This window comes from Sphingomonas sp. M1A8_2b (genome assembly GCF_053345535.1).
In genome coordinates, this window is sequence record NZ_JBKFAH010000001.1 from 1,342,199 (window position 1) to 1,355,240 (window position 13,042).

At 65.2% G+C, this 13,042-nt stretch carries 11 protein-coding genes; 4 read left to right on the forward strand and 7 right to left on the reverse strand.

The annotated features are described in order from the left end of the window. Nucleotides 1-67 precede the first annotated feature (67 nt). Together ACLBWL_RS06210 and ACLBWL_RS06215 are read left to right on the forward strand one after the other, a co-directional pair. A complete protein-coding gene (locus ACLBWL_RS06210) occupies nucleotides 68-2,299 on the forward strand; it encodes a ribonuclease R family protein (protein WP_447791169.1) in 2,232 nt (743 codons plus the stop codon). Between the two features lie 51 nt (nucleotides 2,300-2,350). Further along, a complete protein-coding gene (locus ACLBWL_RS06215; RefSeq protein ID WP_447791171.1) occupies nucleotides 2,351-2,647 on the forward strand; it encodes a hypothetical protein in 297 nt (98 codons plus the stop codon). A 157-nt stretch (nucleotides 2,648-2,804) separates the two neighbouring features. On the opposite strand, the gene ACLBWL_RS06220 is transcribed toward ACLBWL_RS06215, so the two are convergent. Continuing rightward, nucleotides 2,805-3,965, reverse strand: a complete 1,161-nt coding sequence (locus ACLBWL_RS06220; protein WP_447791173.1) for a saccharopine dehydrogenase family protein — start codon at nucleotides 3,963-3,965, stop codon at nucleotides 2,805-2,807. A gap of 108 nt (nucleotides 3,966-4,073) precedes the next feature. Here ACLBWL_RS06220 and ACLBWL_RS06225 point away from each other — a divergent pair, with 108 nt between their 5' ends. Beyond that, the gene (locus ACLBWL_RS06225; protein WP_447791175.1) at nucleotides 4,074-4,412 is read left to right on the forward strand and encodes a TfoX/Sxy family protein; all 339 of its coding nucleotides are present in this window, start codon (nucleotides 4,074-4,076) and stop codon (nucleotides 4,410-4,412) included. Nucleotides 4,413-4,602: 190 nt separating this feature from the next. On the opposite strand, the gene ACLBWL_RS06230 is transcribed toward ACLBWL_RS06225, so the two are convergent. Further along, entirely contained in the window at nucleotides 4,603-6,378 is a 1,776-nt protein-coding gene (locus ACLBWL_RS06230) for an ABC transporter transmembrane domain-containing protein (RefSeq protein WP_447791177.1), read from the reverse strand. Nucleotides 6,379-6,550: 172 nt separating this feature from the next. On the opposite strand from ACLBWL_RS06230, the gene ACLBWL_RS06235 reads away from it, so the two are divergent. Continuing rightward, nucleotides 6,551-7,783: a polyhydroxyalkanoate depolymerase gene (locus ACLBWL_RS06235; protein WP_447791179.1), complete on the forward strand. Its 1,233-nt coding sequence runs from the start codon at nucleotides 6,551-6,553 to the stop codon at nucleotides 7,781-7,783. Nucleotides 7,784-7,935: 152 nt separating this feature from the next. Here ACLBWL_RS06235 and ACLBWL_RS06240 read toward each other — a convergent pair whose 3' ends face one another. From ACLBWL_RS06240 to ACLBWL_RS06260, 5 genes are all read right to left on the reverse strand, one after another. Beyond that, nucleotides 7,936-8,433, reverse strand: coding sequence for a pyridoxamine 5'-phosphate oxidase family protein (locus ACLBWL_RS06240; RefSeq protein ID WP_132738710.1), 498 nt, complete (start codon nucleotides 8,431-8,433; stop codon nucleotides 7,936-7,938). A 401-nt stretch (nucleotides 8,434-8,834) separates the two neighbouring features. Then, a complete protein-coding gene (locus tag ACLBWL_RS06245; RefSeq protein WP_447791181.1) occupies nucleotides 8,835-10,013 on the reverse strand; it encodes an acetyl-CoA C-acyltransferase in 1,179 nt (392 codons plus the stop codon). 133 nt (nucleotides 10,014-10,146) lie between these two features. Next, the gene (locus tag ACLBWL_RS06250; protein ID WP_447792024.1) at nucleotides 10,147-10,581 is read right to left on the reverse strand and encodes a MaoC family dehydratase; all 435 of its coding nucleotides are present in this window, start codon (nucleotides 10,579-10,581) and stop codon (nucleotides 10,147-10,149) included. Nucleotides 10,582-10,735: 154 nt separating this feature from the next. Further along, nucleotides 10,736-11,902: a mechanosensitive ion channel family protein gene (locus tag ACLBWL_RS06255; protein ID WP_447791184.1), complete on the reverse strand. Its 1,167-nt coding sequence runs from the start codon at nucleotides 11,900-11,902 to the stop codon at nucleotides 10,736-10,738. Between the two features lie 11 nt (nucleotides 11,903-11,913). Beyond that, on the reverse strand, nucleotides 11,914-12,981 hold the full coding sequence (locus ACLBWL_RS06260; protein ID WP_447791186.1) for a DNA topoisomerase IB: 1,068 nt from the start codon (nucleotides 12,979-12,981) through the stop codon (nucleotides 11,914-11,916). Nucleotides 12,982-13,042: the final 61 nt, after the last annotated feature.

A 13,042-nucleotide genomic window follows, 5' to 3' on the forward strand; every position in this document is an offset into this window, starting at 1 on the left:
CCAAGTTCACGCCGCCCAGCCGATCAAGCCGTTTGGTAATGGTGCTTCGACCGACTATCTCTATGGCATGTACAAACCAAAAGCCGGTCTTCCGACGCGCGAGCAGATTCTCGACTTCATCGCCACCTCCGACGTGCCCGCGGGCAAACGCGAGATCGCCAAGGGCTTTGGGCTCAGCGCGCAGGACAAGATCGGGCTGAAGGCACTGCTCAAGGACATGGCCGACGAGGGGCTGATCGACAGCGCTCCCGGTCGCGCGTTCCACAAGATGGGCGGCATTCCGAAGGTGACGGTGCTACGAATCGCGGACGTTGATGACGGTGGCAACGTCTGGGCGGTGCCCGAGCGCTGGGAGGCCGAGGGTGTGCCGCCGCCACGGCTGCGTGTGCGCGAGCGGAAACGTGGTGCGCTGGGCGTCGGCGAACGCATCCTTGCGCGGACCGAGGAGGCGGGGAACGGCTGGATCGCGCATCCGATGAAGGTGCTCGCGCCGGCGTCGGAGCAGGTGCTGGGCGTGTTGCGCGAAGAGGCGGGGCGGCTTTGGCTGACAGGTGTCGACAAGCGCGAGCGGCGCGAGTTCGCGGTTGCGGATGCAGGCGGTGCGGCGCCGGGCGATCTCGTGCTGGCGGAGCTTGCGGGCAAGCCGCCTAAGATTGCGGCGCGCGTCGTTTCGAAACTGGGCGATCCGTTTGCGGCGCGTAGCTTCTCGCTGATCGCGATCCACAAGCTCGGCATCCCGGACGTGTTCTCGCAGGAGGCGCTCGACGAGGCGGAGCGGGTTTCGAAGTTGCCGCTGGGGGAAGGGCGCGAGGATCTGCGCGACCTGCCGATCGTCGCGATCGATCCCGAGGATGCTCGCGATCACGACGACGCGGTCTGGGCGGAGGCGGACGACGATTCCTCAAACGTGGGGGGCTGGAAGGCGATCGTCGCTATTGCGGACGTCAGCTTCTACGTGCGGCCGAAGTCCGAGGTCGACCGGGAGGCGCGGCGGCGGGGGAATTCGGTGTATTTCCCCGACCGGGTGGTGGCGATGTTACCCGAGATCCTGTCTGCCGAGGTGTGCTCGCTGAAGGAGGGTGCTGACCGTGCTGCGCTCGCGTGTCATTTGCGGATCGGCAAGGATGGCTCGCTGAAATCGTGGCGCTTCACTCGCGCGGTGGTCCGGATCGCGGCGAACCTGGCGTATGAAGAGGCGCAGGCGATCATCGACTCCTGCTCCCCTCCCCTAGACGGGAGGGGAAATATGCTTGCCGTGTTGCAGCCCCTCTGGGCCTGTTGGCATGCGCTTGCCAAAGCGCGAGACGCCCGCGCGCCGCTCGATCTCGATCTTCCAGAACGCCGCGTAGTGCTCGACGAGCAGGGGCGGATCATGTCGGTGTCGTCGCGCGAACGGCTCGACGCGCATCGGCTGATCGAGGATTACATGATCGCCGCCAACGTCGCCGCCGCCAAGGCGCTGGAGGCCAAGAAGGCGGCGGTGATGTACCGCATCCACGAGCCGCCGAGCCGCGAGAAGTTGGCGGCGCTGAAGGAATATCTCGAGACGTTCGACGTGCCGTTCGCGCTCGGGCAGGTGGTCCGTCCGGCGACGTTCAATCACATCATCGAGCGGATCGGCGATGCGGACTTCCGGCCTCAGGTGATGGAGCAGATCCTTCGCACGCAGACTCAAGCCTATTACGCGCCCGGCAATCACGGGCACTTCGGCCTCAGTCTCGGCAGTTATGCGCACTTCACGTCGCCGATCCGGCGTTATGCCGATCTGCTCGTCCACCGCTCGCTGGTCTCGGCATACGGCTTGGGCGAGGGCGGTTTGCCGGCGGACGATGCGGCCAATATGGAGTCGGTCGGCGAGATTATCAGCCGCCTCGAACGCCGCGCGATGGAGGCGGAACGCGATACCACCGATCGCTACGTCGCCGCATTCCTGTCCGAGCGCGTCGGCCAGGTGATGGACGTGCGGATCACCGGGGTGACCAATTTCGGCTTCTTCGCGACGGTTGAAGGTGTCGGCGGTGATGGCCTGATGCCGGTCCGCGATCTGGGCGGAGAGTATTTCCGCTTCGACGAGGGCGCGCGGACGCTGACCGGCGAGCATAGCGGCCACGTCTTCGCGCAAGGCCAGACGCTGGAGATGCGGCTGGCAGAGGCGAACCCTGTATCGGGCGCACTCCGCTTCGAAATGCCCGAGGGGAAGGGCGCGGCCCGGCCACCGCGCAATGGCCGTAAACCGGTGCGCGAGATCAAGCGGCGCGGTCGCCCGGCAAATATCCGTCATCAGGGCAAACGACGTTAGGATTTGCGCAAACCCTGCGCGGTATGCGACGTTCTCGCCGTGGAGATTGGTATGTGGAGACTGAGGCTAGGCCGATCGCGGCGACGGATCGTCAAGGATTTCGTCGCGGCGAAGGCGACCGTGGCGGACCGCGCGATCGCCTACGAGGCCGAGGATGCCGCGACGTTCCGGCGCTTGTGCGGCTATGGCGCGATCGTCGACGACGGCGCGGGGCGCTATCATCTCGACGCGGGCAAGCTGGGTGCGTTTCGCGGTGCGGTGCGCAGGCGGGCTGCGGCGATCGCGGCGACGTCGGGAGTCGTTGCGAGTGCGGCCGCCGCGGCGACGGTGTTCGCGCTGGCGGAGTGATGCCGGCAATTTAAGCCGATAGTCCGATACGGGCAGCGCCCGACGATCACGCGCAACCAAAAGAGTATTTCCCCGCGAAGGCGGGGACCCAGACTGGGCCCCCGCCTTCGCGGGAGAACAAGCAGGCGGGTATTTTCGCGGGACCAATGATCCCGGTCTAACATCCGACCGTAAACCTCAGCCCCGCCTTCGCCACCAGCCGGTCGCGCAGTTTCGCGCCCATCAGCGCGCCCGGAGTCCAGATCCCGCCGTCGCCCTCGACGTCCTGCACGAGGCACAGCGCCGCCTCCGCGATCATCTTGCTGGTCGAGCCGTAGCCCGGATCGCGATCGCCCGTGACGACCGCGTCGATCCGCTCGCCGTCGGGCAGGATGCCGACGAACAACAGGTCGTAATGCCCGGCGTCGCGTTCTTCCTTCGAGGGTCCCTCGCCGGGCTTCGGCCCCTGGTCGCCCGAGAACGGATTGAACTTCGCGATCGCCTCCGCCGCGACCTTGCCGAGATCGCCCAGTCCCGCGACCATCATCTCGTCATAGACGAAGTCCGCGCCATACGCCTCGCCGAGCAGAAAATTGGTGCGGTGGACGTTCTTGGTGTTGATCGGCGCCATTACGAAGGGTGCTACCCACGCGGAAATGGTCGTGTCGTATTCAGGGATCAGCCCGGTCGGCTGGTGCGGGCCGCTGAAACCGGGGGTGAGCGCGAACGGACTGGTCAGCAACTTGACGATGCCGGGATCGCGCGCGGCAGCGGCGAGCGTCGCCTTGAGGCTCGCCGCGGTGCCGCCCGAGAACGTCCCCTGCATTTTCCGCACGCGACCTTTCACGCGGGGCGCTGGGATGCCGTATTTCGCCTTGGCGGCGTCCTGCAACGTCAGCACGCCGAGATCGAACGGGATGCTGTCGAACCCGCACGAGAACACGATACGTGCGCCGGTCCGCGTGGCTTCGCCTTCGTGCGCGTCGATCATGTGGCGCATCCAGGCGGGCTCTCCACAGAGGTCGACATAGCCGGTGCCGGTCGCGGCGCAGGCGGCGACGAGGTCCGAGCCGTACAACTGGTACGGTCCGACCGTCGAGATGACGACGGTGGCGCGCTCGGCCATTGCGCGCAGGCTGGCGGGATCGTCCGAATCCGCAGTGACCAGCGCTGTATCGGCGGGTGCTCCGATCAGGTCGCGGACCTCCTGCAGTTTCGCCAGCGAACGCCCGGCCATCGCCCAGCGCACGCCGGTCGGGTATGTCTGGACGAGATATCCGGCAACCAGCCGCCCGGTGAACCCGGTCGCGCCGTACACGATGATGTCGAAGTCGCGCATGTCCGTCTCCTGTTTCGCCGAGTTTGCGCGCGTGGGCGCGGCGTCGCAAGCGAAAGACCGTCGTCGGAGTGGCTCGCCATCGACACGCGGATCTGTCAGCATCGGCAGATGGCATCCGATCGCAAAACCGTCGCGTTCATCGTCGACCAGCTCGCCGCGGCGGGAGAGGTCTCCGCAAAGCCGATGTTCGGTGAATACGGGCTCTATTGCGATGGCAAAATGGTCGGCTTGATCTGCGACGACCAGCTGTTCGTGAAGCCGACCCCAGGCGGTCGCGCTTTTGCGGGGGCGATCGACGAGGGTGCGCCGTATCCGGGGGCGAAACCGTGTTTGCTGGTCGACGCGGATCGGTGGGACGATGCCGACTGGCTGGCGGGCCTTGTCCGGATCTCGACTGCGGAACTGCCTGTGCCGAAGCCGAAGAAGGCGAAGATTAAGAAGGGCTAAGGCGGACCGAGGTTTAGTTTGAGTCCAAGGCTCTCATTCGTCTTCCGTCATGCCGGGCTCGTTCCGGCATCCACGGCACCGCACTATCGAGAGCAATGGGTCCGCGGCGCCGTGGACCCCGGAACAAGTCCGGGGTGACGGAGCAATGATGGCGCCGTCTCGCGCTGAAACTGCCGAACAGCGCTCGTCCCTACGCCGCCTCGTTGAACTGCAAACTCGCCAGCCGCGCGTAGAGCCCGCTGTTGGTCATCAGCGACCCGTGCGAGCCTTCCTCGACGATCTGCCCGTCGTTCATCACGATGATCCGTCCCGCCGCGCGCACCGTGGCGAGGCGGTGCGCGATGACCAGCGTGGTGCGGTTCGCCATCAGCCGCTCAAGCGCCTCCTGGACTAGCCGCTCGCTCTCGGCATCCAGCGCACTCGTTGCCTCGTCGAGCAACAGGATCGGCGCATCGCGGAGAAGCGCTCGGGCGATCGTGACGCGCTGGCGCTGGCCACCCGACAGCCGGGCGCCGCCTTCGCCGAGGAACGTGTCGAGTCCGTCGGGCAGTTTGCGGAGGAACTCGGCGGCATTGGCGGCTTCAGCGGCGGCCCAGAGCTGGTCGTCGGTCGCGGACCAGTCGCCGTAACGCAGATTGTCGCGGGCGGAGGCGCCGAAGATGATCGTCTCCTGCGGCACCATCGCGATGCGTGCACGGACCTCCGCCGGATCGGCGTCGCGGAGGTCAATCCCGTCGAGCGTCACGCGGCCGGCGTCGGGATCGTAGAAGCGCTGGACCAGTTGAAACAACGTGGTCTTGCCCGCGCCCGACGGGCCGACAACCGCGACCGTCTCGCCTGGTTTCACGTCAAGCGAGAAGCCGTTGAGCGCGGCGACGTCGCGGCGCGTCGGGTAGTGGAACTGAACATTCTCGAACGCGAGCGCGCCTCGCGGCGGCTGCGGCAATGCTAACGGGTTGGCGGGGGCGGCGATTTCGGGCTTCTCACGGAGCAGTTCGGACAGGCGTCCAGCCGCGCCGGCGCCGCGCAACAGGTCGCCGTACACTTCTGTCAGCGCGCCGAACGCACCTGCGACGATGCCGCCGGTCAGCACGAAGGCGGCGATCGCACCGCCGCTGATCCGCCCGGCGGCAACGTCGATCGCGCCTTCCCACAGGACCAGCGTGATCGATCCGAACACGAGGCCTATGACGATCGCGGTCATCACGGCACGCAACAGGATGCGCGCACGGGCCGCGGCAAAGGTCGCGCCGACCGCGTCGGCGAACCGTGCAGCCTCGCGGTCTTCCTGGCCGAACGCCTGTACGACCTTCATCGCGCCGAGAGTCTCGGTGGCGATCGAGCCGACATCGGCGACGCGGTCCTGCGAGGTGCGCGAGTAATTGCGGACGCGTTTGCCGAGCAGCGCGATCGGCAGGATGATCAGCGGGATGCCGATCATCAGCATGCCCGCGAGCTTGGGCGAGATCGCGAACAGGTAGATCAGCCCGCCGATCCCGGTGAAGGTGTTGCGCAGCGCGATCGATACCGTGCTACCGACGACCTGTTCGATCAGCGCGGTATCCGAGGTCAGGCGCGAGGCGATCTCGGACGGGCGGTTCTCCTCGAAGAAGCGCGGCGTCAGGCGGAGCAGGTGGCGTTGCACGGTGGTGCGGATGTCTGCGACGACGCGCTCGCCGAGCCACGACACGTAATAGAAGCGGACCGCGGTTGCGACCGCGAGGACCGCGACGATCATCAGCAGATAGTGGAACGAGTTGGCCACCGAACCGCCCTCGCCGGGGCCGAAGCCGCGATCGATCACGCGCTTGAACCCGTACGGGATGCCGATCGTCGCCGCCGATGTCGTCAGCAAGGCAAGGCCAGCAAACGCGATCTGGCGAGGATAGTTGGCGGCATGGCGCCACACCATCGCGAGATCGCCGATCCGGCGGGGCGTTTTGTCTTCGGGTATCGGCTTGGCCATTTGGGCGGCCTAGCAGCGGCGGGAGTGGCGCTCAACGAGAACCGCGTGCCGGGGGGCTCCATCGTGGCCGTCCCGGGTCGGGCGCCGCGTCCGTTCCCTATCGATCGCGCGTTGCGCTGCAACGAAATTACACTAGGTTGTCGGCAAGCCCGATGAGGCGAGAGGATACCGCATGCTCTACGATGCTTATGAATTCCAGCGCTCCATGATGGCCGGCGCGAGCAGGTTGGCCAGTTTCGGCGCTGACATGCTGAACAATCCGGCAAACCCGTTCGCCTATTTGGGCGGTGGTGCTGTCATCGGATCGGCACTCGAAGTGTTCGCACACGCGAACGCGACGCGCGGCAAGCCCGCCTTCGGGCTTGACCAGACGATCATCGACGAACGTGAAGTCGCGGTGCGCGAGGAGATCGTGCTGCGAAAGGATTTCGGGCAGCTGAAGCGCTTCGTGCGCGACGGTATCGATGGCGGTCCGAAGCTGCTGATCGTCGCACCGATGTCTGGGCATTATGCGACGTTGCTGCGCGGCACAGTCGAGCGGATGCTGCCGTTTGCCGACGTTTACATCACCGACTGGCGCGACGCGCGCAGCGTGCCGGTGTCGGCCGGGCGGTTCGATCTCGACGATTACATCGATTATCTGATCGAATTCCTCGAAACGATCGGCTCGAACGAGGGGCAGGGGGGCACGCACATGCTCGCCGTCTGTCAGCCGTCGGTGCCGTGTTATGCCGCCGTTGCACTAATGAGTGCGGACAAGAACCCGTGCCGGCCGAAGACGCTGACGATGATGGGCGGTCCGGTCGACACGCGAGAGGCGCCGACCGCAGTCAACACGCTGGCGACCGAGCGGCCACATGCATGGTTCGAGCAGAACGTCATTGCGACGGTTCCGGGCAATTATCCGGGGGCGGGGCGGAAGGTGTATCCCGGGTTCCTGCAGCTCGCCGGGTTCATGTCGATGAACCTTGGCAACCACATGGTCTCTCATTGGGAGATGTATAAGCATCTCGTTCAGGGAGACGGCGCAAGCGCGTCGCAGAGCCAGGATTTCTACGAGGAATACCGCTCGGTCTGCGACATGACCGCGGAGTTCTATCTCCAGACGATCGACGTCGTGTTCCAGAACCATGCGCTGCCGCGCGGGATCATGACGCATCGCGGGCGAGTGGTGGACCCGGCGGCGATCACTGACATTGGGCTGCTCGCGGTCGAGGGGGAGCGTGATGATATTTCGGGGTTGGGGCAGACGAAGGCTGCGCTGACGCTGGCGACCGCGCTACCGGATGACAAGAAGCGCTATCTGTTGGCGGAGGGTGCTGGTCATTACGGGATCTTCAATGGATCGCGCTGGCGGGATAAGATCGCGCCGGTGGTTGAAGAGTTCATTACTGCGAACGGATAGAGCTTTTAGTTTACTTCGATAGTCCGTCACCCCAGCGAAAGCTGCGGTTTCCCTTTTGGGTGACGTCAACGCTCAAACTGGGAGATCCCAGCTTTCGCTGGGATGACGGATGGGGGAGGGGGCGGTAGTTTCTCGCCCCCTCCCCGGTGGTCTTATGCGATCGAGTTGACCACTGCGTGGCTGCTCGACTCGTCCGACTGGATCGTACCGCCGAACAGCATCTTGAGGCGGCCGCCGATCGAGATGTCGGTTTCCCACAGCTCGGCGCTGTCGATGTCGAAGCGCAGCAACGTCAGGTTCGGGTCTTCCTTGCCGCCCGGAAACCATGCCTCGACCTGGTTGTTCCAGAGCTTGTCGATCTGCGTGCGGTCGTTCGACGTCGAGACGTCGCCAGACATGCACGCGAAGAAATCATGACCCTTGCCGACGAACTGCGCCATCGCCGCGCCGCCCTTGGCGATGCGGTTGTCGCGGCCGGCGAAGAAGAACAGCGTGTTGGGCTGATCGTCGTCGATCTGCGCGGTCATCGGCTCGGAATGCTGGCTCCCCGAATGCTGGCCGTCGTGCAGGCCGATCATCACGAACGGGCTCGCCTTCAACTTGTCGATGAACTTCGCTGCGACTTCCTGCGGGGTATCCTTGTCGGCCATCGTCATTCTCCTAGTGGCTTGGATTGCCTGTGAGAACGGGTGGGGCGGAGGTTGGTTGCGCGGGGGCGTCCGATCGGCGCACGCGATGTCGCTTGGTACTTGCGCATGCGACGCGTCATGGTGGCGGCGGCAGCAGTCTTGCTGCCAAACCAAGAAAGGTAAGGTGTATGCAACTTGCCGATCTGTGCCTCATCCTCGGCATGCTCTTCGCCTTCGCGACATTAGTCGTGAAGATCATCGAAGTGTCACGCAAAGGCTAGGTGCACGGGAGGGGCTCGATCTAGCAGTCGAGTCCCAAACGTATTGAGCCCCGGCCGCTAGCACGACCGAGGCCCAGACACGAAAGGCGGTGTATGCAACGCCGGTACAGTACATGCGCTACACCGGTGTGGATTTCAAGATCACAGCACTTCGAACAACCCGGCGGCGCCCATGCCGCCGCCGACGCACATCGTGACCACGACATACTTTGCGCCGCGACGCTTGCCTTCGATTAGTGCGTGGCCGGTCGCGCGGGCGCCGGTCATGCCGTAGGGGTGGCCGATCGAGATCGCGCCGCCGCTGACGTTGAGCAGCTCGTCGGGAATGCCGAGGTTGTCGCGGCAGTACAGCACCTGCACTGCGAACGCCTCGTTCAGTTCCCACAGGCCCACATCGTCCATCTTCAGGCCGAAGCGCTTGAGCAGCTTGGGGATCGCCACGACCGGGCCGATGCCCATCTCGTCGGGCTCGGTGCCGCCGACCGCCATGCCGACATAGCGCCCGAGCGGCTGGAGGCCACGCTGCGAGGCGATCTTCTCTTCCATCAGCACCGACGAGGACGAGCCGTCGGAGAGCTGCGACGCGTTGCCGGCGGTGATCGTGTAGTCGGGGCCCATCACGGGCTTGAGCGACTGGAGACCTTCCAGTGTCGTGTCGGCGCGGTTGCCCTCGTCCTTGGTGATCGTCACGTCCTTGTACGTGACCTCCTTCGTCTCCTTGTTTACGATGGCCATGTTGGCGTCGACGGGGATGATCTCCGCGTCGAAATAGCCCGCGGCCTGCGCGGCGGCGGTGCGTTGCTGCGACTGGAGCGCGTAGGCATCCATTGCGTCGCGGCTGATGCCGTAGCGCTTGGCGACGACTTCGGCGGTCTGCAGCATCGGCATGTAGACGTCCTTGTGCATCGCGATCAGCTGGGGATCGGGGGCGACGCGCATCTGCGGGGTCTGGACGAGGCTGATGCTCTCGACGCCGCCGCCGATCGTGATGTCCATGTTGTCGGTAATGATCTGCTTGGCGGCGGTGGCGATCGCCATCAGGCCCGACGCGCACTGGCGATCGACCGACATGCCCGAGACGGTAACGGGGAGCCCGGCGCGGAGCAGCGACGTGCGGGCGATGTTGCCGGCTTGGTGACCCTGCTGGAGCGCGCAGCCGAAGACGACGTCGTCGACTTCGGCACCGTCGATGCCGGCGCGTTCGACGGCGGCCTTGATCGAATGCGACGCAAGCGTGGGGGCGGGGGTGTTGTTGAAGCCGCCGCGATAGGCGCGGCCGATGGGCGTGCGGGCGGTGGAGACGATGACGGCTGAACGCATGATTTTATCCTTATCTGCTCCCTTCCCGCTTGCGGGAGGGGTTGGGGGAGGGGGTGGCCAAAGCAGCCGGCGCAATCGCGGCTATCTCGGACCCTCCCCTGACCCCTCCCGCAAGCGGGAGGGGAATGAGTAATCAAACGAAGACTTGGCTGATCCATTCGGCGATCAAGGCGGGCTTTTCCTGACCTTCGATCTCGACAGAGAAGGCGTTGGTCTGCTGCCACTGGCCGGGGCGCTTTTCGTCGAACGAGAGCAGCTTGAAACGGCCGCGGACCTTCGAGCCGGAGCGGACGGGGGTCAGGAAGCGGACCGAGTTGCCGCCGTAATTGACGCCCATCTTGGCACCCTCGATGGTCGGCGCATCGGGCACCTTCGACGACAGCAGCGGCATGAGCGACAGCGTCAGGAAGCCGTGTGCGATCGTGCCGCCGAACCGGGTCTGCGCCGCGCGGACCGGATCGATGTGGATGAATTGGTGGTCGCCGGTCGCATCGGCGAACTTGTCGATCATGGCCTGCGTGACCTCGACCCAATCGGAGACGGTTTCCGTGCCGACACGGGCCTGCATCTGGGCGGTGGTGATCGTTGCCACGGGGTTCCTCTCTGGTTGGCGCTGAACGCTGGTGCGTCTCTAGGCCGGTCGGCGAGGCTCCTGCAAGTCTCGACCAACCTAAAAGAGGAAAAACCCGCATCCGCTAAGGTGGGCGCGCGAACCCGATGTTCTAAACGTCGACGCGAGCCGCGGCGAGTTCGGGATATGGCATCACCACGGAGCCATTAGGTGCGGCGGTCATGTTGACCTGGGTCGGGAAGGCGATCTCGATCTTTTCGTCGTTGAAGCGTTTCAGGATCGCGATGCCGACCGCCGTGCGGCCATCGTAGAAGCTGGCGTAATCCGGCCCCTTGCTGTCGAACTGGACCTCGAAATCGAGGCTCGACGCGCCGAAGCCGGTGAAGCCGGCGCGGGTGAAGATCTTGTCGTTGGCTTCGACGATCTCCTTCAGCATCGCAGGGATACGCGAACACACTTCGGGGGGCGTCGAATAGGTGACGCCGATGATGAATTTCGCGCGGCGATGGTTGCGTTGCGTGTTGTTGAGGATCTCCTTGTTGAGGAGATTCTTGTTCGAGATCACGCGCTCCTCGCCGTCGATCCCGCGGATGCGCGTGGATTTCAGGCCGATCGCCTCGACGCTGCCCGAGGCGGTGTCGTAGCTGATCGAGTCGCCGCGGCGGAACGGGCGGTCGAAGATGATCGCGAGGGCGGCGAACAGGTCGGCGAAGATGCCTTGCGCGGCGAGGCCGATCGCGATGCCGCCGACGCCGAGCCCAGCGACGAGGCCGGTGACGTTGACGCCGAGATTGTCGAGTACCACCACCAGCGCGACGGCGAAGACGACGAAGGTGACGAGCAGGCGGATCAGGCCCATCGCCGAGAGCAGCGCCTCGCCCGAATAATGTTCGGACTGCGTGCGGTGCTCGATCGCGCCGAGGATGATCTCGCGCACCCAAACGGCGGCCTGGAACACCGCGGCAACGGTGAAGAGGAAGTCGATCGTCTTCGATACCTCGCCGGGCGCGGCGGAATAGCCGGACACCAGCTTCGCCGCGAGCATGACGATGAAGAAGTTGCCGGTGCGTGCGATCGCCTTGCCGACGACGATGCCCCAGCCGTTGAGCGCGCGCGGGCGTTCGCAGAGCTTGCTGCCGAAGCGGCGCGTCGTGTGGAGGACGATGACGATGACTGCACCGATCCCGAACGCGATCAGGATCTGGAGCCAATAGGCCTGGATCCAGGCGAAGCTCGCGGTGACGAACCCTTGCGCATGATCGCCGACATCGCTGGCGTCGAAGATCGGCTGTTTGGCGGCGGCAGTGGAATTGGACATGGAAATACTCGTCAGGCCGCTTTGGCGCGTGGGGATGCGATCGTGGCGGTCGCGGGCGTGCCGGCCTCGAGGAAGGCGATCAGGCCGCATTCCTCCCGGCTAAGATGGCGCTTGGCGCGCGGGAGGCGGAGGGCCTTGCGGAAGGTCGACTGACCGGTCTTCACGAGCGCGATCAGTGATGGGTGGACGTAGCTTTTGCGCGCGATCGCGTGCGTGTTGCCGAGCCGGGCGACGACGGGTTCGAGCATCGCCTTGAGGCTGAGGTCGCGCTCGGCCGATGCGAGCGCCTCGAACGCGGCGACGCTGGCAGCCCAGGTGCGGAAGTTCTTGGCGGTGAAATCGGTGCCGGTGACGTCGCGGATGTAGCAGTTCACGTCGGTCGAGGTGACCGGGTGCGCCTCGCCCGCGTCGTCGAGCCATGCGAACAGATGCTGTTCGTCTAGGTCCTGGCATTTCTTGACGAAGCTGCTGAGCGAGCGGTCGGTGATCCTGAGCGTCCGCATCTTGCCGGACTTGCCCTTGTACTGGAGCTTCAGCGTCGCGCCCTTCACCTCGCCGTGGCGCTTGCGCAGCGTGGTGGCGCCGAAGCTCTCGTTCGCCTCGGCATAAGCTTCGTTACCGATGCGGATATGGCCGCCGTCGAGCAGCCGGATGACCGCGGCGACCGCGCGTTCACGGGTCAGCGAGCGTTTGCGGAGGTCCGCCTCGACGGCATTGCGGATCTTGGGGAGGGCGTGGCCGAAATCGGCGCAGCGTTCGTATTTGGCGGCCTCCTGTGCTTCGCGAAAACCCACGTGATAGCGATACTGCTTGCGCCCCTTCTCGTCCCAGCCGACCGCCTGGATATGGCCGTTCGGCTTTGGGCAGAACCAGGCGTCGCGGTAGGCGGGGGGCAGGCCGACCGCGTTCAGCCGGTCGATCTCGTCGCGTTCGGTGATGCGTTCGCCCTTGGCATCCCAATAGCCCCACCCGTTCCGCATCTTCTTGCGGGTGATGCCGGGCTTGGAGTCGTCGGAATACACGATCTTGGTGGGCAATGCGGGGGTCCTTCTCGTCTGGAAATGTTCGGGAGGACGCATCGTTCCGGAACGACGGGCGCGGCGCGGGGTTGAGGGTGCACGGGATTTCACTGGAGACATG

What these genes read in the sequence shown, in the direction of transcription:
- ACLBWL_RS06210 (WP_447791169.1), top strand. Translation starts at nt 68, where the DNA reads ATGTACAAACCAAAAGCCGGTCTTCCGACGCGCGAGCAGATTCTCGAC.
- ACLBWL_RS06215 (WP_447791171.1), top strand. Translation starts at nt 2,351, where the DNA reads ATGTGGAGACTGAGGCTAGGCCGATCGCGGCGACGGATCGTCAAGGAT.
- ACLBWL_RS06220 (WP_447791173.1), bottom strand. Translation starts at nt 3,965, where the DNA reads ATGCGCGACTTCGACATCATCGTGTACGGCGCGACCGGGTTCACCGGG.
- ACLBWL_RS06225 (WP_447791175.1), top strand. Translation starts at nt 4,074, where the DNA reads ATGGCATCCGATCGCAAAACCGTCGCGTTCATCGTCGACCAGCTCGCC.
- ACLBWL_RS06230 (WP_447791177.1), bottom strand. Translation starts at nt 6,378, where the DNA reads ATGGCCAAGCCGATACCCGAAGACAAAACGCCCCGCCGGATCGGCGAT.
- ACLBWL_RS06235 (WP_447791179.1), top strand. Translation starts at nt 6,551, where the DNA reads ATGCTCTACGATGCTTATGAATTCCAGCGCTCCATGATGGCCGGCGCG.
- ACLBWL_RS06240 (WP_132738710.1), bottom strand. Translation starts at nt 8,433, where the DNA reads ATGGCCGACAAGGATACCCCGCAGGAAGTCGCAGCGAAGTTCATCGAC.
- ACLBWL_RS06245 (WP_447791181.1), bottom strand. Translation starts at nt 10,013, where the DNA reads ATGCGTTCAGCCGTCATCGTCTCCACCGCCCGCACGCCCATCGGCCGC.
- ACLBWL_RS06250 (WP_447792024.1), bottom strand. Translation starts at nt 10,581, where the DNA reads ATGCAGGCCCGTGTCGGCACGGAAACCGTCTCCGATTGGGTCGAGGTC.
- ACLBWL_RS06255 (WP_447791184.1), bottom strand. Translation starts at nt 11,902, where the DNA reads ATGTCCAATTCCACTGCCGCCGCCAAACAGCCGATCTTCGACGCCAGC.
- ACLBWL_RS06260 (WP_447791186.1), bottom strand. Translation starts at nt 12,981, where the DNA reads ATGCGTCCTCCCGAACATTTCCAGACGAGAAGGACCCCCGCATTGCCC.